Source organism: Pseudomonas sp. KK18 (assembly GCF_037094675.1).
GTDB lineage: Bacteria > Pseudomonadota > Gammaproteobacteria > Pseudomonadales > Pseudomonadaceae > Aquipseudomonas.
This window is the reverse complement of the sequence record NZ_CP146605.1, coordinates 7,081,692-7,107,785: the sequence shown is the minus strand read 5'-3', so window position 1 is coordinate 7,107,785 and position 26,094 is coordinate 7,081,692. Positions and strand designations below refer to the sequence as shown.

Here is a 26,094-nt window from a genome sequence, read left to right as displayed (position 1 = left end):
GCTTCTCCTTAAAGACCTTTGCGAAACTGGATAAAACCGGGGCGTTCGGCGATGCGTTCGTACAGCTGGATGGCGGTGGCGTTGGTCTCGTGGGTCAGCCAGTGGACCTTGCAGCAACCGTCGGCCTTGGCGGTGGCGTAGACGAATTCGATCAGCTTTCGGCCGACGCCGGTGCCGCGCTGGGCCGGATCTACCAGCAAATCCTGCAGGTAGCAGGAGTTCTCGATGCTCCAGTTGGAACGGTGGTAGATGAAATTGACCATGCCTACGGCCTTGCCGTCCTGCCAGGCCAGGGCCGAGTGGGTCGGCTCATTGGCGTCGATCAAGCGTTGCCAGGTGTTCTGGCTGACGGCGTCGGGCAGCTCGGTGTTGTAGAAGCGCAGGTAGGCTTGCCACAGGGGCAACCAGGCGGCGTGGTCGGCGGCACTGACCTGGCGGATTTCGATCTGGCTCATGATGGCTCCTTGGGAATAAAGCGGGCGAGGGTCTGGTCGCGCACGTCGGTGCTGGCGGCCAGGCCGTCGCGAACGCCGGCGATGTCCGCCGGGCTGCGGTTCTGGCTGAGTTTGCGTTTGCCTTCCAGGCGCTGGATCGGCAGGGCAAAGCCGACGATGGCCTTGAGCATGCCGTCGATGTAGTCGGCCGGGGCGTCGCTGACTTTCCAGGGTTGGGCGCGATTGCCTTCATGGCGGTCGGTGAGGGCGCTGACCAGCTCGAGCAGGCGCTCGGCGTCGGTGAACACTTCGCCGGTGCCGTAGGCGTGTACCGCGATGTAATTCCAGGTCGGCACCACTTTGCCGTGTTCGGCCTTGGCCGGGTAGAACGCCGGGCTGACGTAGGCCTCGGCCCCGGCAAAAATCACCAGGGCCTCGCCGCCATTTTGCAGGTCCTGCCATTGGCGATTGGCTTTGGCCATGTGCCCGTAAAGGGTGCCGTTGGGCCCTTCATCCGGGTTGAGCAGCAGCGGCAAATGGCTGGCTTGCAGGCCTTGTTCGCCCAAGGTCACCAGTTGCGCCAGGCGCGTGTGCTGGATCAGTTGCTGGATTTCGGGCAAGTCATCGAGGGCAAAGGCGCGTGGTGTGTACATGAAGATTTTCCTTGGCGAATGCCTGCATCCTAGGCAGGCTATTGGTTCGTTGTAAGAGCCATCTACAGTCAATTTTATAGGTCCAATTCCATGCCTGCGTTAGAACCACCGCTCTCGTTCAACCCGGCGGGTATCGAGTTGGACCGACGCCAGGGACTCACCCGCCAGCTTTATCAGGCGCTGCGCCAGCGAGTATTGGATGGCCGGTTGGTCAGTGGCACCCGGCTCCCCGCCAGCCGTGACCTGGCGGCGGCACTATCGATTTCGCGCAACAGTGTGGTTCGCGCCTACGACCAACTGTATGCCGAAGGATTTATCGAAGGCCGCGTGGGTGATGGCACCTATGTGGCGCAATTGCCGCAGACGTCGACGCCCGCAAAAAAACTATCCACAAAAGTGTCCACAGGGTTATCAACAGGCTTATCCCCAGGTTTATCCACAAAGCGCCCGGATTTACCTGTGTTTTCGTCCAGTCAAGTTATCCACAGCGGTGCGCTGGCGCGGGTGGAAAACAATCATTTGGCGCTTCCGCCCAGTGGTCCGCCGAGGGCTTTCAGGGTGGGCGTACCGGCTTTCGATCTGTTCCCGTTTGACGTGTGGGCCAAGCTGAATGCGGCTTTCTGGCGCAAGCCGGACTTGCAGCAACTGTGTTATGGCGACCCGGCGGGCGACGCGCGCCTGCGTGGATTGATTGCGGCCTATCTACGCAGTTCTCGCGGTATGCAGTGCACGGCTGAGCAAATAGTGATCACCAGTGGCGCGCAGCAGGCAATCAGCCTTTGTGCACAGCTGCTGGTGGAGCCCGGCGATGAGGTTGCCATCGAGAATCCGGGGTATCGGGCAGCAGGCCATGCGTTCGCGGTGGCGGGCGGCCAATTGCATGGCGTGACGGTGGACAGCGAGGGCATCGACTGCGCTGCCTTGAACCGCCTCGGCGGTTGCCGCCTGGCCTACGTCACCCCGTCCCATCAATACCCCACCGGCGTGGTGATGAGCCTGGCCCGGCGCCTGGAACTGCTGGCCTGGGCCGAGCGTACGGGCGGCTGGATCGTCGAGGATGACTACGACGGTGAGTACCGCTACAGCGGCGCGCCCCTGGCGCCACTGGCGGCCCTCGATCGCACGGGGCGGGTGCTGTATGTCGGGACTTTCGGCAAGGTGGCCTTTCCGGCGCTGCGCCTGGGCTACCTGGTGTTGCCGGCCGGCCTGGTCCAGGCCTTTGCCCGGCGCCGCGCGGTGGATGTGCGCCACTCGGAAGTCAGCACCCAGGCGGTGATGGCGGAGTTCATGGCGACCGGGCATTTCCAGCGTCATGTACGCCGCATGCGCCGCGCCGCGCAGAGCCGGCTCAATGCGCTATTGGCCGAATGGCCCGCCGGCGTTGAAGGTGTTGGCCGCCTGCCGTCGGTGGCGGCCGGGCTGCACCTGACCGTGCGGGTCGACAGCTTGGCGCGGGAACAGGCGCTGATCCAACAGGCGGCGGCAGTGGGTGTGGAGGTCAATGGCTTGAGCAGCTATTGGCTGCCGGAGTCACTCACGCCGCAGGATCAGCGTGCCGGATTGGTGTTGGGGTTTGCTGCCGTGCCCGAGGCGCAGATCAGCCAGGCGTTGAAGCGCTTGGGCCAGGTTTGGCGCGCGCCGGTTGCGCACTGAGGCGCAACCGGCGGCAACCGATCAGGTGCCGGACTTGATCTTGGTCCAGGCGCGGGTCCTGGCACGTTCGGCGTCACGTCCCAGGGGCTTGAGGGTATACAGCGTGGCCATGGCCGCCTCGGTCGGGTACAGGTTGGGATTGTTGCGAATCGCCGGATCCACCAACCCGGTGGCGTCCTTGTTGGGGTTGGGGTAACCGACAAAATCGCTGATCGGCGCGATCACGCCCGGTTGCAGCAGGTAGTTGATAAAGGCGTAGGCGTCTTCCGGGTCCTTGGCGCCTTTGGGGATCGCGAGCATGTCGAACCAGATCGGCGCGCCTTCTTTGGGTAGCCGCATGTCCACGGTCACACCGTTCTTGGCTTCCTTGGCGCGGTTGGCGGCCTGGGAGAAGCTGCCGGAATAGCCGACCGCCACGCAGATGTCGCCGTTGGCAATGTCAGCCATGTACTTGGACGAATGGAAATAGGTGATGTACGGGCGGATCTTCATCAGCAGTGCTTCGGCTTTGACATAGTCCGCCGGGTTGCTGCTGTTGGGGTCCAGGCCCAGGTGTTGCAAGGCCAGGGGCAGGATTTCCGACGGCGAATCCAGCAGCGCCACGCCGCATTGCTTGAGCTTGCTGATGTTCTCGACGTTGAAGATCAGGTCCCAGCTGTCCACGGGGGCGTTGGCCCCCAGCGCGGCCTTGACCTTGTCCGGGTTGAAGCCGATCAGGATGGTGCCGTACATGTAGGGCACGGCGAATTTATTGCCGGGGTCGTTGGCCTCGATCAGCTTCATCAACTTGGGATCAAGGTGGTTCCAGTTGGGCAGTTTGCTGCGGTCCAGCGGCTGGAACACCGAGGCTTCGATCTGCTTGGCCAGGAACACGTTGGACGGCACCACCACGTCATAGCCGGAGTTGCCGGTCAGCAGCTTGGCCTCCAGGGCTTCGTTGGTGTCGAAGATGTCGTAGACCAGCTTGACGCTGGGGTTCTGCGCCTTGAAATCTTCCAGGGCCTTGGGCGTGATGTAGTCGAACCAGTTGTAGACCCGCAGGGTTCTTTCTTCGGCGTGCGCGGCCCCGCTCAGCACGGCGGCGCAGAGGACGAGATGCTTGAGCATGTTCATTGGGCGAATCCCTCAAAACCTTCGAGAACGTTGACGGCATTGATGCCGATTTCTTCCACGGCGTAGCCGCCTTCCATCACAAACAGCGTCGGTTTGCCGAGGCGGGCGATTCGCGCGCCCATCGCCAGGTAGTCGGGGCTGTCGAGCTTGAACTGGGAGATCGGGTCGTCCTTGAAGGTGTCGACGCCCAGCGAGACCACGATGATGTCGGCGCCGTAGCGCTCGATATCCCCGCAGGCCTGCTCCAGTGCGGCGCTCCAGCGGTCCCAGCCAGAACCTGCGGGCAGCGGGTAATTGAAGTTGAAACCTTCACCGGCGCCTTCGCCCAACTCGTCGGCGTAGCCCAGGAAGAACGGAAATTCCGCCTCCGGATGGCCGTGGATCGAGGTGAACAGCACATCGTCGCGCTCGTAGAAAATCGACTGGGTACCGTTGCCGTGGTGGTAGTCCACGTCAAGGATGGCCACCTTTGTGTGGCCCTGGTCGAGAAACGCCTGGGCTGCGATCGCCGCGTTGTTGAGGTAGCAATATCCGCCCATCAAGTCGCTGGCGGCGTGGTGCCCGGGCGGACGGCACAGGGCGAAGGCACTGCGGGCGCCTTGCTGGATCGCCTGTTGCGCGGTGAGAGCGACTTGCGCCGCGCTGTAGGCCGCTTGCCAGGTGCCGGCGGTGATCGGCGCGCCGCCGTCGAAACTGTAATAGCCGAGCTGGCCGTGCAGGCTGGTGGGGATGACCCGGCGCAAGGTGCGTGCGGGCCAGGTGTAGGGCAGCAAGTCTCCGTCCTGGCCAAATGCCGTCCAGCGTTGCCAGGCGCCTTTGAAGAAGTCCAGGTACGCGGGGCTGTGAATACGTTGCAGCGGCGCTAGGCCAAAATCCTCAGGCGCTTGCACCGGGCCCAGTTCGCGGTCCTTGACCCGTTGCAACACATGGTCGGCGCGCGCGGGCATTTCAAAACAGGGCATCAGTTGCCCGTCCATCAACTCGCACCGGCCATGGTGCAGGTGGTGATCGTCCGAGTAGATCGTCAGCATATTGTTGTTCTCCGCAGGCTGAATCGGTGAGTCCAGTCTTGCGGCGGGTGGGATTAATGAGAATGGCAGGAGCGGCCAAAAGGGGATAAATATGGCCAAAGTGTGTGACCGCAATTCGCCCCGAAATGGCGCGGCCACGCCCCAGCAAGTGGCTTCAGGGGCGGAACTGGCTGGGTGCTACGCCGCTCCAGCGGACAAAGGCGTGACGGAAACTCGCGGTTTCGCTGAAGCCCAGCGCCTCGGCAATTCGGTAAATGGGCAGCTCATCCTCGCCCAGCAATCGCTTGGCCCGCTCGAAGCGTAGCTCGTCCAGCAACTCCTGATAGCTGCAGCCCAAGTCATGCAGGTGCCGGCGTAGCGTGCGCGGGGAGCAGTTCATCTGCTCGGCCAGGCCGTCGAGGCCCGGCGCGGCGCTGAGTTGGCTGGCGAGCAGGTGGCGAATCTTGCCCAGCCAGGCCTGGCGCCCGGTGAACTCGGTGTTTTGCTTGCGGCAGCGCTCGGCCATGGCCTGGTGGGTGACGGCGTCGGCTAATGGCAGGGGCTGGTCCAGCCAGCTTCGGTCGAAGGCAAACGCGTTGGCGATGGCGCCGAATTGCAGCGGGCAGGCAAAGATTTCGGCGTACCGTGCGCGGTAATCCGGGGCGTCGTGTTCAAAGCGCGCCCCCAGCAGCGGCAGGGCATGCCCCAGCAGGTCGTCGCAGATCACCTTCAACGAGGCCAGGCAGAGTTCGACGTTGAACGTTTCCAGCGCCGGATTTTCCCGGTAATCCGCGGCGCTGAACCAGATGCGCGTGCCGTCTTCCTCAAGGTCCAGCTCGAAAAGTGTTCCCAGCAGCGCCGGATACCGCAGCGCCAGGCGCAAAGCGTCACCGAAGGTGGCACTGGTGAGCAGTGCGTAACCGAGCATGCCATAGGAAGAAACGTGCATTTGCCGGCCCAGCTCCAGGCCGATATCCCGGCGCAGGGCCACGGCGTTGGCACACACGCGCATCTCCTGGTTGGTGGTGATGCGGGTGTCGGCGCGGCTCAAGTCCGCCGCGCAAATACCGCTGCCGGCCAGCAAGGCCTCGGCGGGTTGGCCTTCGGCCTTGAAGGTATTGAGCACCAACGAGACGGCATTGAGGGTGGTGAGGTGGGAGTGCAGCATGGGTGCTTCCAGCCAGGGGATGGCTGGAAGAGGAGCAAGTTATATGCCGGTCAGCTCAGTTCGCCGCACAGGTCGAGTTCGACCAGGCGGCGGATTTCGGCGGTGTCCAGCCCGGCGCCGATCAACGCATTGAGCTTGCCAAACGCGGCTTCACGGGTCATCCCGCCACCCGACAACACCCCGACGCCTCGCAGGCGGCTGCCGGCTTCATACACGTCCAGCTCCACACCGCCTTCATGGCATTGGGTGATTGCCACCACGACCACGCCGTTATCCTGCGCGCGCTGCAGGCTGGCGAGGAACTGCGGGTTGTCGCTCGGCCCGGTGCCGCTGCCGAAGCATTCCAGCACCAGCGCCTGGATGCCGCTGTCGATCAACGCGTCCAATTGCGCGGGTGCGATGCCCGGCACCAGTGGCAGCACACCCACATTGGCCAGCGCCTTGGCCTGGCGGTAATGCAGCGCCGCCGGAACCAACTCGGCTTGGGCGACGCCGCCGTTACGCTGCAACGCGGCAAACGGGTGGCGACCAAAACTGCGGATTTTCGCGCAACGGGTCGGGGCCATCAGTGCACCGTGGAAGTACAGTTGCACGCCAGGCGCCAGGCCAGCGCCCAGGGCCGCCAGCGCACCGCTGACGTTTTCCCAGGCATCGCTGTCGGGCACACCGGCCGGCAGCATCGAGCCGGTAAACAGCACCGGCGCGGGCAGGCCCAGCAGTTGGAAACTCATGGCCGCGGCGCTGTAGGCCAGGGTGTCGGTGCCGTGCAGCACCAGTACGGCGTCGCAACCCTCGTCCACCGCCTCAACCACGGCGGCGCGCAGGCGCTGCCAATAGGCGGGGGTCATGTTCGCACTGTCGATCAGCGGGGACATTTCCCGAAAGCGCCAGGCTGGCATATTCAGTTGGGCGAGGGCTTCGCTCATGCGCGCTTCAAACCCCGAAGCGGGGGCCAGGCCGTTGGCGCTGGCCTGCATGCCGATGGTGCCGCCGGTGTAGAGCACCATGACGTTGTTGGCTGGTTGCATTGAAGAATCTCCTGAACGAAAAACGCCGCCGGGCCCAGAGCATGCCCAAGGCCGGGCGGCGTGTCATCTATCTAGGTTTAGCGTTGCGCTTGAGCGTTAAGTTCTGCCGTCGCTTGAGCGGCTGGCTCAGGCTTCACCGGATTTGCCGGCCAGGCCTTGCGGTCCAGGTCCAGGTCCGGGAACTTGCTGGAATCAAACACCGGGGTCTTGATGCCCGCAGCACGCTGGCCGTCGTAGTCATTCAGGATGCGCATGGCGATCTTGAACAGGAACGCCAGGGCGAACAGGTTGACGAACGCCAGCATGGTCATGGTGATGTCGGCGAAGGCAAACACGGTGCTCAGGTTCTCGATGGAACCCCAGAAAATCAGCACCAGCACCAGCGCGCGGTAGCCCATCAGCACCTTGCGGTTGTCGCCCACGATGAAGCGCAGGTTGCTCTCGCCGAGGTAGTAGTTGTACATGATCGAGGTGAACACGAACAACGCCAGGGCCACCGAGATGAACATTCGGCCCCAGTCACCGACCACCGCCGCCAGGGAGTTCTGGGTCAGGGCAATGCCGTCGCCTTCAAAGCCCGGGGTGTAGAAGCCCGAGAGCAGGATCAGCAGCGCGGTGCAGGTGCAGATGACGAAGGTGTCGAGGAACACGCTGAACGCCTGAACCACGCCTTGGGCGATCGGGTGTTCAACCGAGGCGACTGCCGCCACGTTAGGCGCACTGCCCAGGCCGGCTTCGTTGGCGAACACGCCGCGTTTCACACCCATGATGATCGCGCTGCCCACCAGGCCACCGAAGGCCTGGTCGAGGCCGAAAGCGCTCTTGACGATGGTCGCGAGCATGGCCGGCACGTGGTCGAATTGCAGCACGATCACGTACAGGGTCACCGCGATGTAGACCAGGGTCTTGACCGGCACCAGCAGGTCGGCGATCGAGGCGATACGCTTGATCCCGCCGATGAACACCAGGCCCAGCAACACCGCCAGGGCCAGGCCGGTGTAGGTGGTGTCGAGGCCAAATGCGTTGTTCAGCGAGTGGGTTACGGCGTGGGCTTGCAGGCCATTGAAGGCGAAGCCGAAAGTCACCAGCAGCAGGAACGCCATCACCATGCCCAGCCAGCGTTTGTGCAGGCCGTGCTGGATGTAATACGCCGGGCCACCACGGTAGGTGCCTTCAGCGTCGGTGCGTTTGTACAGTTGGCCGAGGGAGCACTCGATAAAGCTCGAAGACATGCCCACCAGTGCGGTGACCCACATCCAGAATACGGCGCCCGGGCCACCCAGGGTCACGGCAATGCCGACGCCTGCGATGTTGCCGGCACCCACGCGCCCGGCGAGGCTGAGCATCAGCGCCTGGAACGAACTGAGCTGGCCGGCGCTGCTTTTCAGGCTGTCGCGAAACACCGAAAACATGTGGAAAAAGTGACGCAACTGAACGAAACGCGAGCGGATCGTGAAGTAACCACCGAGCCCGACAATGAGCACGATCAATACTTTCCCTGAGAGGAAGTCGTTGATGACTTCTAGCATGGAGTGTTCCTCGCTGATTTTTCTAATGGCAAACGCAGGACGGTCCGACGCATCGCTCGGCACCAGGCAGTGCACGACGCTTCGACCCCAATCCTTTTGCGGGTGTTGTTATTCATGCGGTTTCGCGCTTCCCAGGGTCTCGTTACCGACGACCGCTGACGCGAAGAGGGGCGGCACTATACCTAGGAGTGGGTGATCCGTCTGCACGAGGCGATTAAAGGTTTCAGCCAAGGCGTTACGGGCAAGGCGGGTTTGTTGGGCGATCTTGGAGTTTTTATTGGCGTCATTTCACAACCTTGAGGCAAAAAAAAGGGCCTGAAGAACGAGCCTTCAGGCCCTCAAAAGGTGAGAGGTGTCTAGTCCCTCAACCTGGTGAGCGGTGCAACAAACGCTTAGGCCTTCAAGGGGACCAAACGTGGGGCAATCATGTTTTCGGGGCGCAGGATGTCGTCGAGCATGGCGTCGTCGAGCAAGCCTTCTTCGCGCACCAGTTCCAGCACGCCGCGGCCGCTTTCAAGGGCGATACGGGCGATGCGGGTGGCGTTTTCATAGCCGATGTACGGGTTCAGCGCGGTGACCAGGCCGATGGAGTGTTCCACCAGCTCGCGGCAGCGGGCTTCGTTGGCAGTGATGCCGACGATGCAGTGCTCGCGCAGCATGTCCATGGCGCGTTGCAGCAGGCGGATCGAGTCGAAGATCTTGTAGGCGATCAGCGGCTCCATCACGTTCAGTTGCAGCTGGCCGCCTTCGGCCGCGATGGTCAGCGCCAAATCGTTACCGATGATTTGGAACGCCACCTGGTTCACGGCTTCCGGGATCACCGGATTGACCTTGCCGGGCATGATCGAGCTGCCTGGCTGACGCGCCGGCAGGTTGATTTCGTTGATGCCGGTGCGTGGGCCGCTGGACAGCAGGCGCAGGTCGTTGCAGATCTTCGACAGCTTCACCGCGGTACGCTTGAGCATGCCGGAGAACAGCACGAAAGCGCCCATGTCGGAGGTGGCTTCGATCAGGTCGGCAGCCGGTACCAGCGGCTGGCCGCTGATGGTCGCCAGGCGCTGGACGGCCAGGGCCTGGTAACGCGGGTCGGCGTTGATGCCGGTACCGATGGCGGTGCCGCCCAGGTTCACTTCGGTCAGCAGCTCAGGCGCCAGGGTCTTCAGGCGGGCCAGGTCTTCACCGAGGGTGGTGGCGAAGGCACGGAATTCCTGGCCGAGGGTCATCGGCACGGCGTCTTGCAGCTGGGTACGGCCCATTTTCAGGACGTGGCTGAATTCTTCACCCTTGGCAGCGAACGCCTGGATCAGGCTGTCGAGGCTGGCCAACAGCGCGTCGTGGCCCAGCAGCAGACCCAGGCGGATCGCGGTCGGGTAGGCGTCGTTGGTCGACTGCGCCATGTTCACGTCGTTGTTGGGGTGCAGGTATTGGTATTCGCCCTTGCTGTGGCCCATGGCCTCCAGCGCGATGTTGGCGATGACTTCGTTGGCATTCATGTTGGTTGAAGTGCCAGCGCCGCCTTGAATCATGTCCACCACGAACTCTTCGTGGAAATCGCCGCGGATCAGACGGGCACAGGCTTCGCTGATGGCAGCGTGCTTGGCTTCGCTGAGTTGGCCCAGCTCGCGGTTGGCGTCAGCAGCTGCCTGCTTGACCATTGCCAGGCCGACCACCAATTTCGGGTAATGCGAAATCGGAACGCCCGAGAGACGGAAGTTGTTCACCGCTCGCAGGGTCTGGATGCCGTAATACGCTTGAGCGGGTACTTCGAGTACGCCAAGCAGGTCTTTTTCTGTGCGGAAAGATGCAGCGGAGGACATGACGGAAATCATCTCGATATGGACCCGGGCTAGGCCGGAACGCTGTGAATGCTAGGCTTGCAGGAGATTTTGGGCCAATGCTGTTAAACACTGGCCTATGCATAAACGGCATAATGTCGGTGTGACCCCGTTACCATGACGGACGTGTGTGCCAAAATGGTGCGTGCCCCGGGAGGATGTGATGAACCTTGAAAGCAAATGGCTGGAAGACTTTAGCGCCCTGGCTGCCACCCGCAGCTTCTCCCAGGCGGCTGAGCGGCGCTTCGTCACCCAGCCGGCGTTCAGTCGGCGCATCCGCAGCCTGGAGGCGGCGCTGGGGCTGACCTTGGTCAATCGCTCGCGCACGCCGGTCGAACTGACGGCGGCGGGGCAGTTGTTCCTGGTCACCGCGCGGACCGTGGTCGAGCAACTCGGCGAGGTGCTGCGCCACCTGCATCACCTGGAAGGCGGGCAGGGCGAAGTCATGCAAGTGGCGGCGGCGCACTCCCTGGCCCTGGGTTTCTTCCCGCGCTGGATCGCGCAGTTGCGCAACGAAGGGCTGAACATCGCCACGCGGTTGGTCGCCACCAACGTGGGCGACGCCGTGCATGCGCTGCGTGAAGGCGGTTGCGATTTGATGCTGGCGTTCTACGACCCGGATGCGGCGATGCAGATGGACCCGGAGATCTTCCCGTCGCTGCACCTGGGCAACACCGAGATGCTGCCGGTGTGCGCCGCCGATGCCGACGGCAAGCCGTTGTTCGACCTGGAAGGCGAGGGCAGCGTGCCGCTGCTAGCCTACAGCGCCGGAGCTTTCCTGGGGCGCTCGGTAAACCTGCTGCTGCGCCAGCGGGCGCTGCGCTTTACCACGATTTACGAAACGGCCATGGCCGACAGCCTGAAAAGCATGGCCCTTGAGGGCTTGGGCATTGCCTGGGTGCCGCAGTTGAGCGTGCGCGCCGAGCTGGCCCGGGGTGAGCTGGTGGTGTGCGGCGGCCCGCAATGGCATGTGCCGCTGGAGATCCGGTTGTATCGCTGTGCGTTGGTGCGCAAGGCGAACGTGCGGTTGTTGTGGCGCAAGCTGGAAGGCGGCGCGGCGCAGGCACCGGCGGCTGAACGCGGTTAAATGTGGGAGCTGGCTTGCCTGCGATAGCGGTGTATCAGCTGACATTTCAGGCACTGACCCTCCGCCATCGCAGGCAAGCCAGCTCCCACAGTATTTTGTGGTGTGTTCGCTGACCTGGAAGTCAATAAAACCGCCTGTTTGAGGTGTAAGACAGATGGTCATTCCAGGGGCTGTTTATCTGCGTTATTACGGTATACTGCGCGGCCTTCGGCCGGTCCAACCGGCCTTAATTCGTACAACAAGCCACGCTGGATTTCCCGCGTGGCTTGTTGTTTTTTGACGCGCCTGCGGGCGCCCAGAGAGAAGAGGCACGACGATGAGTGCATTGGTTGGCGTGATCATGGGCTCCAAGTCCGATTGGTCCACCCTTAGCCACACCGCCGATATGCTGGAAAAACTCGGCATTCCCTACGAAGTGAAGGTGGTTTCCGCCCACCGCACTCCGGATTTGCTGTTCCAGTATGCCGATGAAGCAGAATCCCGTGGCATCGAGGTAATCATCGCCGGTGCCGGCGGCGCAGCTCACCTGCCAGGCATGTGTGCGGCCAAGACTCACCTGCCAGTGCTGGGCGTACCGGTGCAGTCGTCGATGCTCTCGGGCGTGGATTCGCTGTTGTCCATCGTGCAGATGCCCGCCGGTATTCCGGTGGCTACCCTGGCGATCGGCAAGGCCGGCGCGATCAACGCTGCCTTGTTGTCCGCCAGCATCCTCGGCGCCAAGCACCCGCAGTTCCACGCGGCGCTGAAAAAATTCCGTGCTGAGCAGACAGACAGCGTCCTGGACAATCCAGACCCACGCATTGCCTGAGGTGGTTGATTGATGAAAATCGGTGTAATCGGTGGCGGCCAACTGGGCCGCATGCTGGCCCTGGCGGGTACGCCGCTGGGGATGAACTTCGCTTTCCTGGATCCGGCACCAGATGCCTGTGCAGCTGCCCTGGGTGAACACCTGCGTGCGGACTACAGCGACCCGGATCACCTGCGCCAACTGGCCGATGAAGTCGATCTGGTGACCTTCGAGTTTGAAAGCGTCCCGGCTGAAACCGTGGCCTTCCTGTCGCAGTTCGTGCCGGTATACCCGAGCGCCGAAGCCTTGCGCATCGCTCGTGACCGCTGGTTCGAGAAGAGCATGTTCAAGGACCTGGGCATCCCGACACCGGCTTTCGCCGACATCCAGTCCCAGGCTGACCTGGACGCCGCGGTCGCCTCCATCGGCCTGCCGGCCGTGTTGAAGACCCGCACCCTGGGTTACGACGGCAAGGGCCAGAAAGTCCTGCGCACCGCCGCCGACGTGGTCGGTACCTTCGCCGAACTGGGCAGCGTCGGCTGCCTGCTGGAAGGCTTCGTGCCGTTCACCGGTGAAGTCTCGCTGATTGCCGTGCGTGCCCGCGATGGCGAAACGCGTTTCTACCCGCTGGTGCACAACACCCACGACAGCGGCATCCTCAAGCTGTCCGTGGCCAGCACCGATCACCCGCTGCAAGCCCTGGCCGAAGATTATTCGAGCCGTGTGCTGAAGCAACTGGATTACGTCGGCGTGATGGCGTTCGAGTTCTTTGAAGTCGACGGTGGCCTCAAGGCCAACGAAATCGCCCCGCGCGTGCACAACTCCGGGCACTGGACCACCGAAGGCGCCGAGTGCAGCCAGTTCGAAAACCACCTGCGGGCGGTAGCGGGCTTGCCATTGGGCTCCACGGCAAAAGTCGGCGAGAGCGCCATGCTCAACTTCATCGGCGTGGTGCCGCCGGTTGATCGCGTGATCGCGATTGATGACTGCCATCTGCATCACTACGGCAAGGCGTTCAAGGCCGGGCGCAAGGTCGGCCACGCCAACCTGCGCTGCAAGGATCGCGCGACGCTGCAAGCGCAGATCCTCAAGGTCGAAGCGCTGATCGCCGAGCAATAACCCAAGGCCGGGCGGAACCATTGGTACCCGCCACCCTCTGATTGCAGGAAGCCAAAGTCTGACTAGGCTTTGACTGAATTCACTTCAATCAGAGGGAAATGCCATGGGTATCATTGGGACCATCTTTATCGGTTTGATCGTCGGCCTGCTGGCGCGTTTCCTGAAGCCAGGCGACGACAGCATGGGCTGGATCATGACCATCCTGCTGGGTATCGCCGGTTCGCTGGTTGCGACCTATGGTGGCCAGGCACTGGGTATCTATCAGGCGGGCCAGGGCGCAGGCTTCATTGGTGCGCTGGTGGGTGCCGTGGTGCTGCTGGTGATCTACGGTCTGCTGAAAAAGAAGTAATTTAGCGACCAGGCCCTCTGCGCTGCGCAGGCGCAGAGGGCTAGAATGCCGGCACTGTAATCCTTGCCGAGCCTCTCCATGCGCCGTCTTCTGTTATCCCTTCTTCTATGCACCGGGTTGGCCCACGCTGGCGAACTGCCGGAAACCGACTGGCTGGAACTGATGCCCAAGTCGGACCAGAAAGCCCTCGAAGAAATGCCGGAAATCGACCACAACTCCCCGGAAGCCCAAGGCACGTTCACCGCAAAGGGTGGCCTGAAGCAGAGCAAGGGTTTGCCGGCGGTTATGTATTCCACCAAGACGGTGGCTGCCATGAACGGCAAGAATATTCGCATTGGCGGCTACCCCGTGCCGCTGGAAACCGACGCCAAGGGCCGCAGCACGCTGTTCTTCCTGGTGCCTTATCCGGGCGCCTGCATCCACGTGCCGCCACCGCCGCCCAACCAGTTGGTGCTGGTGCGTTATCCCAAGGGCTTGAAGCTGGATGACATCTACACGCCGCTGTGGGTGACGGGCACGCTGAAGGTGGAGAAGGTCAACAATGACCTGGCCGATGCGGCGTATGCGTTGGATGCGGGGAAGGTGCGGGCGGTCAAGGAATCGGATCTCTGATCTGACGCAGCACCTAATGTGGGAGCGGGCTTGCTCGCGAATGCGGTGTGTCAGTCAGCACATGCACTAACTGGAACACCGCATTCGCGAGCAAGCCCGCTCCCACATTTTTGATTGGGGTTACAGGGCAATACCGGCGATGCTCACGCCCAGGGTATGACTTTCACCCGGCGCCAGCGTCACCACATCGTCCAGCACATTCGCGGTCTCGATACACAACATGCCCTGCCAGCCGTCGTCGGCCATGTCGCTGAAAGCCTTGGCGCGTTCAGTCCACGGGTTCCAGATCACCGTCGAGCGCGAGCCTGTGCTGGTGAGCTGAACGCGGCGCTGCCAGTCTTTATCGACAATGTTCAGCTGAGCCGGGGTGTCGAGGTAGATGCGGTCGGTCTCGGCGGTGAAGTGCAGCAGCCCGGATTGCTGCTTTTGGGTCCAGCCGTCGGCGGTATCGATATAGTCCCGCCCGTCCAGGCCGTCGACCTGCACGTTGCGTACATCGCTGACCGCAAAATAGCTGTGCAGCGCCTGGCTGAGGCTGACGGTCTCGGCGCCGTGGTTGTGGCTGGTCAGGCGGATGTGCAGTTGATCATCCAGCAGGATGCTCATCTTCAGGTCAACCTGATGCGGCCAACCCGGGAAGCCACCTTCAGGCACTGGCAGTTCCAGCTCAACCCTCAGCGCTGTGCCTTCAGCCTCAACGCCAGCCAACGTCCAGTCAGCGGTCCGCACGAAACCATGGGCACCGGCCGGCTCGGCACCCTGGTACATGGCCTTGACGCTCTGCGGGTTGCGATCGAACACACCAAACCACGGCCAGCACACCGGCACGCCGGTACGGATGCCTTTGCCTTTCTTGAACACCACCTGATCGTTGGGCCAGATGATTGGCTTCTCGCCAGCGCGCTGGTAGCTGACGATATGCGCGCCTTGCTGGGCCACCACCAATTCGGCGCCGTTGTGGCGGATGCGCCAAGCGTTCAGCTCATCCAGTTTTACGGTTTCAACGTTGGGCGTAGACATAGGCGCGCGCTCTCAATGGCAGACAATGGGGCAATGGACCGTCAAAACGTCGCGATGTTTAACGCGCCCGCGACGGAACCGAGCGGGTGCGGCCGCTGCCATCGATGGCAACGAACACAAACACCGCCTCGGTGACTTTGCGCCATTCGCTGGACAGCGGGTCGTCGCTCCACACTTCGACCATCATCTGGATCGAGCTGCGGCCGATTTCCAGGGCCTGGGTGTAGAAGGACAACTGTGCGCCGACGGCCACGGGCACCAGGAATGCCATGCGATCAATCGCCACGGTGGCTACGCGGCCACCGGCAACCTTGCTCGCCATGGCGGTGCCGGCCAGGTCCATCTGCGCGACCAGCCAGCCGCCGAAGATGTCGCCGAAACCGTTGGTCTCACGCGGGAGTGCGGTGATTTGCAGGGCGAGATCGCCTTGCGGGATAGGATCTTCTTGTTCGAGTTCGATCATGCCGGTGCCTCTGACCCGTGACGCTTCATGGGTATTTCAAGTGGATAGCCGTCTTCTGGAAAAACGTTTCAGCACCAACATACACCGCTCGATGCGTTTCTCGTAAGGCGTACTAAAGGGAAACTCTGCCAAATCGGCTGGTGTATAACCAACGGCGTTTTGGCACAGCAGCCCCTCAAGGATGCGGGTCTGGCGCTTGCAAGGGCCGAGTATATCGAGCCGTCGGCGCCACGACGACCTCCCGTCGCTCATTTGGTCGGTAAATAGACGCTGTATCGCGGCTTTTTCCGGCAACTGTGCTCCTGCTCATATTAATTGCACGTCTGCTACGGAAATATTTCGCGGATCTGAACTGTTAACGGCTCAACGCTGTGCTTTTTCAAGCGATTTGCTATCTTGCCAAGCCTGCCGCAAGTCCCGGGCTTGCCGTCCTGACTACTATAAGAGAAGCCTTGCCATGTCCTCCGTGCCCGCAAGCAGTGCGCAACCTTCGCGCCCGCTGACCCGCAACGACTACAAAACCCTGTCGCTGTCTGCCTTGGGCGGGGCGCTGGAGTTCTACGACTTCATCATCTTCGTATTTTTTGCGACGGTAGTCGGGAAGCTGTTCTTCCCGGCGGACATGCCCGAATGGCTGCGCATGATGCAGACCTTCGGCATCTTCGCCGCCGGCTACCTGGCGCGGCCGCTGGGCGGGATCATCATGGCGCACTTCGGCGACCTGCTGGGGCGCAAGAAGATGTTCACCCTGAGCATCTTCATGATGGCCGTGCCGACCCTGATCATGGGCCTGCTGCCGACCTACGCGCAGATCGGCCTGTGGGCGCCGATCCTGTTGCTGCTGATGCGCGTGATCCAGGGCGCGGCGATTGGCGGTGAAGTGCCGGGCGCGTGGGTGTTCGTGTCCGAGCACGTGCCGCCCCGTCACATCGGTTATGCCTGCGGCACCCTGACCAGCGGCCTGACGGCCGGCATTCTGTTGGGTTCGCTGGTGGCCACCGCCATCAACACGCTCTACAGCCCGGAACAGGTGTCGGATTACGCCTGGCGCATTCCGTTCCTGCTGGGGGGTGTGTTCGGCCTGTTGTCGGTGTACCTGCGTCGCTGGCTGCACGAAACCCCGATCTTCGCCGAGATGCAGCAGCGCAAGACCCTGGCGGCCGAGCTGCCGTTGCGCGCGGTGTTGCGTGACCATCGTGGCGCCATCGTACTGTCGATGCTGTTGACCTGGCTGCTGTCGGCCGGTGTGGTCGTGGTTATCCTGATGACGCCGACCGTGCTGCAAACGATCTACCACTTCAGCCCAACGGTGGCGCTGCAGGCCAATAGCCTGGCCATCGTCACCCTGAGCCTGGGGTGTATTGCTTCCGGCGCCCTGGCCGACCGTTTTGGTGCCGGGCGCGTGCTGATCATCGGTTGTGCCTTGTTGCTGGCAACGTCCTGGACGCTCTATCACAGCCTGATGGCTCACCCGGACTGGCTGTTCCCGCTGTACGCCTTGACCGGCCTGTTTGTAGGCACCATTGGCGTGGTGCCCTATGTCATGGTGAAAGCGTTCCCGCCGGTGGTGCGTTTCAGCGGTTTGTCGTTCTCCTACAACGTCGCCTACGCCGTATTCGGTGGCCTGACGCCGTTAGCGGTGTCGCTGCTGATGAAGGAAAGCCCGATGGGCCCTGCTTACTACGTGGCGGCCCTGTGCGTGATGGGGATGGCGGTGGGTGGGTACCTGTGGAAGCGCGGGCGCTGACACGTTTTTGAAAACTGCCGGACAACCTTGTGGCGAGGGAGCTTGCTCCCGTTGAACTGCGCAGCCGTTCCATTCTGGGGGCCGCTACGCGACCCAACGGGAGCAAGCTCCCTCGCCACAGATTTTGCCTTACAACGATTACAGATTGTTTCCACGAAATCGCTCCAACCTCCTCGCAAGCCCCGGATTTATTGGCGTTTCTCCTTCCTGTCAGCTTTTTCATAAATGCTGGCCTTTCATCTAATTGTCATATTCCAGACATAGAGTGTTCACACGGCCTACCGATACTTGGCCCCGATCCAACTATCCCTATCTGCTAGGAGCAAGGCATGAAACTGAAACGTTTGATGGCGGCAATGACTTTTGTCGCTGCTGGCGTTGCGACCGCTAACGCGGTAGCCGCTGGTGTTGACCCGGCGATTCCGGCTTACGTGAAGACCACTGGTGTGTCGGGCAACCTGTCCAGCGTTGGTTCCGATACCCTGGCAAACCTGATGACCCTGTGGGCTGAGGGTTACAAAAAGGAATACCCGAACGTCAACATCCAGATTCAGGCCGCCGGCTCCGCCACTGCACCTCCTGCACTGACTGAAGGCACCTCCAACCTGGGCCCGATGAGCCGCAAGATGAAGGACACCGAGCTGGCTGCCTTCGAGCAGAAGTACGGCTACAAGCCAACCGCGATCCCGGTTGCCGTGGATGCCCTGGCCGTGTTCGTGCACAAGGACAACCCGATCCAGCACCTGACCATGGAACAAGTCGACGCGATCTTCTCCTCGACTCGTCTGTGCGGCGCCAAGGCTGACGTCAAGACCTGGGGCGACCTGGGCGTGACCGGCGACCTGGCCAACAAGCCAGTGCAACTGTTCGGTCGCAACTCGGTATCCGGCACCTACGGCTACTTCAAGGAAGAAGCCCTGTGCAAAGGCGACTACAAGCCTAACGTGAACGAACAACCTGGTTCGGCGTCGGTTGTGCAGTCCATCAGCTCCTCGCTGAACGGCATCGGTTACTCGGGCATCGGTTACAAAACCGCCAGCGTGAAAACCGTGGCCCTGGCCAAGAAAGGCAGCACTGACTTCATCGAAGACAGCGAAGAAAACGCCCTGAACGGCAAATACCCGCTGTCGCGCTTCCTCTACGTCTACGTCAACAAAGCCCCGAACAAGCCTCTGGCCCCGCTGGAAGCCGAGTTCGTGAAGCTGGTTCTGTCCAAACAGGGCCAGGAAGTGGTAGTGAAAGACGGCTACATCCCGCTGCCAGCCAAAGTTGCCGCCAAGGCACTGGCTGACCTGGGCCTGAAAGAAGGTGGCAAATAAGCCGCCGGTAAACCTGCCTTGAACCGCGGTTTACCCACGGTTCAAGGCCCGGGCGGGGTCTGTAAGACCTGGACCTCGCCTCCCATTTTTTAATCCGCTGCCAGCCCTGCTACGCGGCGGATTTCTTGCGTCACTGCATTGTCATCTTTCTGTCATACAGGATCGCTAGGGTGTGCGCATGAATGATCTGGCCAATTCCACCATGACGACGACTTCTCCCCCCAAGCGCATTGATTTCAATACGCCTGAGCTGCAACGCAAGCGCCGCATCCGCGCGCTCAAGGATCGCCTGACCCGCTGGTACGTGCTGATTGGCGGCCTCGCCGTCCTGGGCGCGATCACCTTGATCTTCTTCTTCCTCGCCTACGTGGTCGCCCCGCTGTTCCACGGCGCCAACCTGACCAAGGAAGAGGCCCTCGCGCCTGCCTGGCTGCAGGACGCCGGCAAGCCGCTGATGATCTCCATGGAAGAACAGAACCAGGTCGCCATGCGGGTTTCCGACAAGGGCCAGGCGCTGTTCTTCAACGTTGACACGGGTGCCGAACTCAAGCGCGTTGACCTGCCGTTGCCGGCGGGCGTGACAGTCGCCTCCATTGGTGAAGACCAGCCCGGCAGCCCGCTGGTGATCCTGGGCCTGTCCAACGGCCAGTCCCTGGTGTTCCGCCACACCTATAAAGTGTCGTACCCGGACGGCAAGAAGACCATCTCGCCCGCCGTCGAATACCCTTACGGCGAAACACCGATCGTCCTCGACGAACAGGGCCGCTCCCTTGAGCATGTCGCCTTGAATGCGACCGACTCGACGCTGGTGGTGGCTGGTTCCAGTGGTGCCCATCTGAACGTGCTGTCCATCAGCCGTGAAGAAAACATGATGACCGAGGAAGTCACCACCGAGCAGAAACGCATCGAGCTGCCGCAAATGACCGAGCCGGTCAAAGCCATCTTCGTTGATCCGCGCCAGCAGTGGCTGTACGTGATCAACGGTCGCGCCCAGGCCGACGTTTTCAGCCTGCGGGACAACAGCCTCAACGGTCGCTACAAATTATTGGAAGACGGCGTGGCGCAAGTCACGGCCAGCACCCAACTGGTGGGCGGCATCTCGCTGATCATCGGTAACTCCAGCGGTGGCCTGGCGCAGTGGTTCATGGCCCGCGACCCGGACGGCGAACAACGCCTGAAGCAGATCCGTACCTTCCAGATGGGCACCGCGCCTATCGTTGAAATCACTGCTGAAGAACGTCGCAAAGGCTTCACCGCCCTCGACGCTTCCGGCAAGTTCGGTGTGTTCCACAGCACTGCCCACCGTACGTTGCTGGTGGACCAGGTGGTCGACGGCAACGGTATCTTCGGCATGTCGCCACGGGCCAACCGTGTGATCGTCGAGGCCGGCGGCAAGCTGCAACCGCTGCTGCTGGACAACCCGCACCCTGAAGTTTCCTGGAGCGCGCTGTGGAGCAAGGTCTGGTACGAAAACTACGACGAACCTAAATACGTCTGGCAATCGACCGCCGCCAACACCGACTTCGAACCCAAGATGAGCCTGGCGCCCCTGACCTTCGGTACCCTGAAGGCCGCGTTCTACGCCATGCTGCTGGCCGCGCCACTGGCCGTTGCCGCTGCGATCTACACCGCTTACTTCATGGCCCCGAGCCTGCGCCGCAAGGTCAAGCCGGTGATCGAGTTGATGGAAGCGATGCCGACGGTGATCCTCGGCTTCTTCGCCGGCCTGTTCCTGGCGCCGTATGTCGAAGGGCATTTGCCGGGGATTTTCAGCCTGCTGATGCTGCTGCCGATCGGCATCCTGGTGGCCGGCTTCGTCTTCAGCCGCCTGCCTGAGTCGATCCGCCTGCGGGTCCCGGATGGCTGGGAAAGCGCGATCCTGATCCCGGTGATCCTGTTTGTGGGCTGGCTCTCGTTGTACATGAGCCCGTACCTGGAAACCTGGTTCTTCGGCGGCGACATGCGCATGTGGATCTCCCACGACCTGGGCATCACCTACGACCAGCGCAACGCCCTGGTAGTCGGCCTGGCCATGGGTTTCGCGGTGATCCCGAACATCTACTCCATCGCCGAAGACGCCGTGTTCAGCGTGCCGCGCGGCCTGACCCTGGGCTCCCTGGCCCTGGGCGCCACGCCATGGCAGACCATGACCCGCGTCGTGATCCTGACCGCCAGCCCGGGCATCTTCTCGGCGCTGATGATCGGCATGGGCCGCGCGGTCGGTGAAACCATGATCGTGCTGATGGCCACCGGCAACACGCCGGTGATGGAGATGAACCTGTTTGAAGGCCTGCGAACCCTGGCAGCCAACGTCGCGGTGGAAATGCCCGAATCGGAAGTCGGCGGCAGCCACTACCGCGTGCTGTTCCTCTCGGCGCTGGTGCTGCTGCTGTTCACCTTCATCATGAACACCCTCGCCGAGCTGATTCGTCAGCGTCTGCGCAAGAAATACTCGTCGCTTTAAGAAAGGTAGAAGTCTGTGAAACAGAACTCCCTGAATGGATGGTTCAAGAGCGGCGCCCCAGGCGTCTGGATCAGCGGTGGCGCGGTGTCCATCGCGGTCATCATGACCATTGGTCTGCTGGCCGTGATCGCCGTGCGTGGCCTGGGCCACTTCTGGCCGGCCGACCTGATCCAGGCCAACTACAACGTGCCGGGCCAGGAAAATCACATCGTCGTCGGCGAAGTGGTGCAGAAAGAAGAAGTGCCCCGCGAGCGCCTGAAAAGCGCTGGCTTGCCGGTGCCGGACCAAGGCCCGGAGTTCATGACCCGCGAGCTGATCAAGGTCGGCAACCGTGACTTGAACGGCAATGACTTCACCTGGATCGTCGGCGAGTGGCTGACCAACCAGACCAAGCCGGTCGAGTTGATGGCCATCGAGCGTCGTGAGTGGGGCAACTTCTACGGCACCCTGGTCAACGTCAAGCAGGACGGCAAGGTGATCGCCGAAGGCGAGGCGGCCTGGCCGGAACTGCAAGCCCGCGTAGACCGCGTCAACAAGCTCGCGGCCCAGCTCAAGACCCTCGAGAAGTCCGACATCGGCGCCATCAACGCCGGCCTCGAACGCATCCGCCTGCACGGTCGCAAGCTGGAGCTGGAAGGCAAGCTGGACGCCACCGCCCAGGCCGACATGGACAGCGGCCGCGCCGAACTGAACAACCGCTACAAGGACATCGAAGCCCGCCTGGCCGACCTGCACACCCAGTTCAACCGCGACAGCCTGACCGCCCGCGATGCCAACGGCAAAGAAATCGAAATCGGCATTGGCAAGGTGGTGCACGCTTACCAGCCGAACGCCATGGGCTACATGACCAAGGTTGGCTTCTACTTCAGCAAGGTCTGGGAATTCCTCAGCGACGATCCACGGGAAGCCAACACCGAAGGCGGGATTTTCCCGGCGATCTTCGGCACCGTGATGATGACCCTGATCATGGCGATGATCGTGACCCCGTTCGGCGTGCTGGCGGCGGTGTACCTGCGTGAATACGCCAAGCAGAACACCCTGACGCGGATCATCCGCATCGCGGTGAACAACCTGGCCGGTGTACCCGCCATCGTTTACGGCGTGTTCGGCCTTGGCTTCTTTGTGTACGTACTGGGCGGCTCGGTTGACCGGCTGTTCTTCGCCGAGGCCTTGCCGGCACCGACCTTTGGTACGCCTGGCCTGCTCTGGGCATCCCTGACCCTGGCGCTGCTGGCGGTACCGGTGGTGATCGTGGCCACTGAAGAAGGCCTGGCGCGGATTCCTCGCACCGTACGTGAAGGTTCTTTGGCACTGGGCGCGACCAAGGCGGAAACGCTGTGGAAGATCGTGCTGCCGATGGCCAGCCCGGCGATGATGACCGGCATGATCCTCGCCGTGGCCCGCGCCGCCGGTGAAGTGGCGCCGCTGATGCTGGTGGGTGTGGTGAAACTGGCGCCGTCGCTGCCGGTGGACGGCAACTACCCGTACCTGCATCTGGACCAGAAGATCATGCATCTGGGCTTCCATATCTATGACGTCGGCTTCCAGAGCCCCAACGTCGAAGCCGCGCGGCCGCTGGTGTACGCCACCGCCTTGCTGCTGGTGCTGGTGATCGCCACGCTCAACCTGTCGGCGGTGTGGATTCGTAACCACCTGCGCGAAAAATACAAAGCGCTGGACAGTTAATTGAAGTGAACGCGGACTAAATGTGGGAGCGGGCTTGCTCGCGAATGCGGTGTATCAGTCATACATGGGTCAACTGACCTGACGCCTTCGCGAGCAAGCCCGCTCCCACAAAACGAATTGGTAGCACAGGGAGCATCCCATGCAACATGAAACCCATTCCCACGGCATCAACATGTCAGCCCTGGGTCGCGACAAGCAGAGCCTGAGCCTGGCCCAGGAAACCGTGGCCATCGAAGTCCCGGGCCTGAGCCTGTACTACGGCGACAAGCAAGCGCTGTACGACGTCAGCATGAACATTCCGAAGCAGCGCGTGACCGCCTTCATCGGCCCGTCCGGTTGCGGCAAGTCGACCCTGCTGCGCACCTTCAACCGGATGAACGATCTGGTGGACGGCTGCCGCGTCGAGGGCGCGATCAACCTGTACGGCACCAACATCTACCGCAAGGGCGAAGACGTAGCCGAGCTGCGGCGCCGGGTGGGCATGGTGTTCCAGAAGCCCAACCCGTTTCCCAAGACCATCTACGAAAACGTGGTCTACGGCCTGCGCATCCAGGGCATCAACAAAAAGCGCGTCCTCGACGAAGCCGTTGAGTGGGCACTGAAAGGCGCGGCGCTGTGGGACGAGGTCAAGGACCGCCTGCACGAGTCGGCCCTCGGTTTGTCCGGCGGCCAGCAGCAACGTCTGGTGATCGCCCGCACCATCGCCGTGGAGCCGGAAGTGCTGCTGCTCGATGAACCGTGCTCGGCACTCGACCCCATCTCCACGTTGAAAGTCGAAGAGCTGATCTACGAACTCAAATCCAAGTTCACCATCGTCATCGTGACCCACAACATGCAACAGGCGGCGCGGGTTTCCGACTACACCGCGTTCATGTACATGGGCAAGCTGGTGGAATTTGGCGACACCGATACCCTGTTCACCAACCCGGCGAAGAAGCAGACCGAAGACTACATCACCGGTCGCTACGGCTAGCAGGTGGCTGGTTGCTCACTGAACTGATGCTGCGGTCGACCGCACCTTACTGGACGTTCCAAGGACGCCAACATGATTAGCAAAGAAGGCCTTACCCATCACATCTCCGCGCAGTTCAACGCCGAGCTTGAGGAGGTGCGCAGCCACCTCCTGGCCATGGGCGGGCTGGTGGAGAAGCAAGTCAACGACGCCGTCACCGCGCTGATCGAGGCCGACTCGGGCCTGGCCCAGCAAGTGCGCGAGATCGATGACCAGATCAACCAGATGGAACGCAACATCGACGAAGAATGCCTGCGCATCCTGGCCCGTCGTCAGCCGGCGGCGTCCGACCTGCGTTTGATCATCAGCATCTCCAAGTCGGTGATCGACCTGGAGCGCATCGGTGACGAAGCCACCAAGATCGCCCGCCGCGCCATCCAGTTGTGTGAGGAAGGCGAAGCGCCGCGTGGTTATGTCGAAGTGCGCCACATCGGTGACCAGGTGCGCAACATGGTTCGCGACGCCCTCGACGCGTTTGCCCGTTTCGACGCCGAGCTGGCGTTGTCGGTGGCCCAATACGACAAGACCATCGACCGCGAATACAAGACGGCGCTGCGCGAACTGGCGACCTACATGATGGAAGACCCGCGCTCTATCTCACGGGTACTGAGCATCATCTGGGTACTGCGTTCGCTGGAACGCATCGGCGACCACGCACGCAACATCTCGGAACTGGTGATTTACCTGGTGCGGGGTACCGACGTGCGGCACATGGGCCTCAAGCGGATGAAAGCAGAAGTTGAAGGTACGACCGATCAAATCCCTAATGTTCCGGGCGTTCCTGACGATAAGTAAGATTGCCCGAGAAATAAACGCCCGGCCTTTGGTCGGGCGTTTTCGTTTGTGGTGTTGGAATTTTTGGCAAAACGCCATCAGCGAAGCGTTATGCTTGCCGGGGTTTTTATAGGATGAAGGGTCGATGAGCAAAGTCAGTGTATTGGTGGTGGATGACGCCTCGTTTATTCGCGACCTGGTGAAGAAGTGCCTGCGTAACTACTTCCCGGGGATCAAGATCGAAGATGCGGTGAACGGCAAAAAGGCCCAGGCCATCCTGATGCGCGAAACCTTCGACATGGTGCTGTGCGACTGGGAAATGCCGGAAATGTCCGGCCTGGAACTGTTGACCTGGTGCCGTGAACAGCCTCATCTCAAAGCCATGCCTTTCGTCATGGTGACCAGCCGTGGCGACAAGGAAAACGTGGTGCAGGCGATCCAGGCCGGGGTTTCCGGCTACGTCAGCAAGCCATTCACCAACGAGCAGTTGCTGAACAAGGTCAAGCAGGCACTGAACAAGATTGGCCGCCTCGACGCGCTGATCGCCAGCGCACCGACGAAGATGAACTCGGCGTTCGGTAACGATTCCCTCAGCGCCCTCACTGGTGGCAAGCCTGACGCAGTCAAGCCGGCCCCGGTGGCCGCGCCCAGCAAAGGCCTGCTCAACAGCCCGCCGGTGCAGGTGGCTGCGGCAGCGTCGCCTGCCAGCGGTCGTGGCCAGGGCCAGCTGCGCTTGTCCAGTGGCACCCAGCAGTGTGTGATCAAGGCCCTGAGTATCAAGGAGGCGCTGCTGGTGGTACGTCGTGGTGAAATCCTGCCTCAGGTACTGGAAAGCGCCGTGCTCGACCTGGAGCAGGGTGAGAACGCTGAAGTGGCGCGTCTGAATGGCTACCTGCATGCCGTGGTGGCCTACGAGCCCAAGCCCGACAGTGACTGGCTGCAACTGACCTTCCGGTTTATCGACCAGGATGCGCAGAAGCTTGACTACATTTCGCGGCTGATCGCCCGCGGGACCGCACAGAAGCATTTTGTGCCGGGTGCGTGACTTGATGGGGTCTCCAAAAAACCTGTGGCGAGGGGGCTTGTCCCCCGTTGGGCTGCGTAGCGGCCCCAAACCCTGTAATTGAGTTCTGCCTGACCCTGCGCGATAACTCTACTGGGGCCGCTGCGCAGCCCAACGGGGGACAAGCCCCCTCGCCACAGGGTTAGTGTTTGGTTCACATAGCACTGTC

The 26,094-nt window shown here is 61.9% G+C and carries 23 protein-coding genes; 13 read left to right on the top strand and 10 right to left on the bottom strand.

Going from position 1 to position 26,094, the window contains the following annotated elements; translation table 11 throughout:
- Window positions 1-8: 8 nt before the first annotated feature.
- Both V6607_RS32450 and V6607_RS32445 read right to left on the bottom strand, forming a co-directional pair.
- Window positions 9-455 (bottom strand): GNAT family N-acetyltransferase, encoded by a 447-nt coding sequence (locus V6607_RS32450; protein WP_003213433.1) that lies wholly within the window; start codon window positions 453-455, stop codon window positions 9-11.
- Window positions 452-1,087 carry an FMN-binding negative transcriptional regulator gene (locus V6607_RS32445; RefSeq protein ID WP_134327550.1) on the bottom strand — a complete coding sequence of 212 codons (636 nt, stop codon included), beginning with the start codon at window positions 1,085-1,087 and terminating at the stop codon, window positions 452-454. The genes V6607_RS32450 and V6607_RS32445 overlap by 4 nt, the downstream gene beginning before the upstream one ends.
- A 90-nt stretch (window positions 1,088-1,177) precedes the next feature.
- On the opposite strand from V6607_RS32445, the gene V6607_RS32440 reads away from it, so the two are divergent.
- Complete coding sequence (locus V6607_RS32440) at window positions 1,178-2,740, top strand: PLP-dependent aminotransferase family protein (protein WP_134327549.1); 1,563 nt, start codon at window positions 1,178-1,180, stop codon at window positions 2,738-2,740.
- A 21-nt stretch (window positions 2,741-2,761) separates the two neighbouring features.
- Here the strand turns inward: V6607_RS32440 and V6607_RS32435 are convergent, their stop codons facing one another.
- From V6607_RS32435 to aspA, 6 genes are all read right to left on the bottom strand, one after another.
- A complete protein-coding gene (locus V6607_RS32435; RefSeq protein WP_093203570.1) occupies window positions 2,762-3,853 on the bottom strand; it encodes a polyamine ABC transporter substrate-binding protein in 1,092 nt (363 codons plus the stop codon).
- A complete protein-coding gene (locus V6607_RS32430; protein ID WP_134327548.1) occupies window positions 3,850-4,884 on the bottom strand; it encodes a histone deacetylase family protein in 1,035 nt (344 codons plus the stop codon). The genes V6607_RS32435 and V6607_RS32430 overlap by 4 nt, the downstream gene beginning before the upstream one ends.
- A 154-nt stretch (window positions 4,885-5,038) precedes the next feature.
- Window positions 5,039-6,031, bottom strand: coding sequence for an AraC family transcriptional regulator (locus V6607_RS32425; RefSeq protein WP_003213421.1), 993 nt, complete (start codon window positions 6,029-6,031; stop codon window positions 5,039-5,041).
- 50 nt (window positions 6,032-6,081) lie between these two features.
- The gene (locus tag V6607_RS32420) at window positions 6,082-7,059 is read right to left on the bottom strand and encodes an asparaginase (RefSeq protein WP_134327547.1); all 978 of its coding nucleotides are present in this window, start codon (window positions 7,057-7,059) and stop codon (window positions 6,082-6,084) included.
- Between the two features lie 77 nt (window positions 7,060-7,136).
- Window positions 7,137-8,588: an alanine/glycine:cation symporter family protein gene (locus V6607_RS32415; RefSeq protein WP_003213417.1), complete on the bottom strand. Its 1,452-nt coding sequence runs from the start codon at window positions 8,586-8,588 to the stop codon at window positions 7,137-7,139.
- A 392-nt stretch (window positions 8,589-8,980) separates the two neighbouring features.
- Window positions 8,981-10,405 (bottom strand): aspartate ammonia-lyase, encoded by a 1,425-nt coding sequence (gene aspA, locus V6607_RS32410; protein WP_003213415.1) that lies wholly within the window; start codon window positions 10,403-10,405, stop codon window positions 8,981-8,983.
- A gap of 181 nt (window positions 10,406-10,586) precedes the next feature.
- Between aspA and V6607_RS32405 the strand changes: the two genes are divergently transcribed.
- From V6607_RS32405 to V6607_RS32385, 5 genes are all read left to right on the top strand, one after another.
- Window positions 10,587-11,510, top strand: coding sequence for a LysR substrate-binding domain-containing protein (locus tag V6607_RS32405; RefSeq protein WP_134327546.1), 924 nt, complete (start codon window positions 10,587-10,589; stop codon window positions 11,508-11,510).
- 316 nt (window positions 11,511-11,826) lie between these two features.
- Entirely contained in the window at window positions 11,827-12,318 is a 492-nt protein-coding gene (gene purE / locus V6607_RS32400) for a 5-(carboxyamino)imidazole ribonucleotide mutase (protein WP_003213411.1), read from the top strand.
- Window positions 12,319-12,330: 12 nt separating this feature from the next.
- Complete coding sequence (locus V6607_RS32395; protein ID WP_102370181.1) at window positions 12,331-13,416, top strand: 5-(carboxyamino)imidazole ribonucleotide synthase; 1,086 nt, start codon at window positions 12,331-12,333, stop codon at window positions 13,414-13,416.
- Between the two features lie 103 nt (window positions 13,417-13,519).
- Window positions 13,520-13,765, top strand: a complete 246-nt coding sequence (locus tag V6607_RS32390; protein WP_003213408.1) for a GlsB/YeaQ/YmgE family stress response membrane protein — start codon at window positions 13,520-13,522, stop codon at window positions 13,763-13,765.
- 78 nt (window positions 13,766-13,843) lie between these two features.
- The gene (locus V6607_RS32385) at window positions 13,844-14,377 is read left to right on the top strand and encodes a DUF3299 domain-containing protein (RefSeq protein WP_023659290.1); all 534 of its coding nucleotides are present in this window, start codon (window positions 13,844-13,846) and stop codon (window positions 14,375-14,377) included.
- Between the two features lie 120 nt (window positions 14,378-14,497).
- On the opposite strand, the gene V6607_RS32380 is transcribed toward V6607_RS32385, so the two are convergent.
- Window positions 14,498-15,397 carry a D-hexose-6-phosphate mutarotase gene (locus V6607_RS32380; RefSeq protein ID WP_134327545.1) on the bottom strand — a complete coding sequence of 300 codons (900 nt, stop codon included), beginning with the start codon at window positions 15,395-15,397 and terminating at the stop codon, window positions 14,498-14,500.
- A 58-nt stretch (window positions 15,398-15,455) separates the two neighbouring features.
- The gene (locus V6607_RS32375; protein WP_003176975.1) at window positions 15,456-15,860 is read right to left on the bottom strand and encodes an acyl-CoA thioesterase; all 405 of its coding nucleotides are present in this window, start codon (window positions 15,858-15,860) and stop codon (window positions 15,456-15,458) included.
- Window positions 15,861-16,317: 457 nt separating this feature from the next.
- Here V6607_RS32375 and V6607_RS32370 point away from each other — a divergent pair, with 457 nt between their 5' ends.
- The 7 genes from V6607_RS32370 (at window position 16,318) to V6607_RS32340 (ending at window position 25,907) form a co-directional block, all read left to right on the top strand.
- Window positions 16,318-17,607, top strand: a complete 1,290-nt coding sequence (locus V6607_RS32370; RefSeq protein WP_003213403.1) for an MFS transporter — start codon at window positions 16,318-16,320, stop codon at window positions 17,605-17,607.
- Window positions 17,608-17,936: 329 nt separating this feature from the next.
- Window positions 17,937-18,926, top strand: a complete 990-nt coding sequence (locus V6607_RS32365) for a phosphate ABC transporter substrate-binding protein PstS (RefSeq protein ID WP_003213401.1) — start codon at window positions 17,937-17,939, stop codon at window positions 18,924-18,926.
- 430 nt (window positions 18,927-19,356) lie between these two features.
- Window positions 19,357-21,390, top strand: a complete 2,034-nt coding sequence (locus tag V6607_RS32360; RefSeq protein ID WP_174717804.1) for an ABC transporter permease subunit — start codon at window positions 19,357-19,359, stop codon at window positions 21,388-21,390.
- A 15-nt stretch (window positions 21,391-21,405) separates the two neighbouring features.
- Window positions 21,406-23,076, top strand: coding sequence for a phosphate ABC transporter permease PstA (pstA, locus tag V6607_RS32355; RefSeq protein WP_008439475.1), 1,671 nt, complete (start codon window positions 21,406-21,408; stop codon window positions 23,074-23,076).
- A gap of 139 nt (window positions 23,077-23,215) precedes the next feature.
- Complete coding sequence (pstB, locus tag V6607_RS32350) at window positions 23,216-24,049, top strand: phosphate ABC transporter ATP-binding protein PstB (protein ID WP_003213395.1); 834 nt, start codon at window positions 23,216-23,218, stop codon at window positions 24,047-24,049.
- A gap of 72 nt (window positions 24,050-24,121) precedes the next feature.
- A complete protein-coding gene (gene phoU, locus V6607_RS32345) occupies window positions 24,122-24,883 on the top strand; it encodes a phosphate signaling complex protein PhoU (protein WP_003213392.1) in 762 nt (253 codons plus the stop codon).
- A gap of 124 nt (window positions 24,884-25,007) precedes the next feature.
- Entirely contained in the window at window positions 25,008-25,907 is a 900-nt protein-coding gene (locus V6607_RS32340) for a response regulator (RefSeq protein ID WP_003213389.1), read from the top strand.
- The last annotated feature ends 187 nt before the right edge of the window (window positions 25,908-26,094 follow it).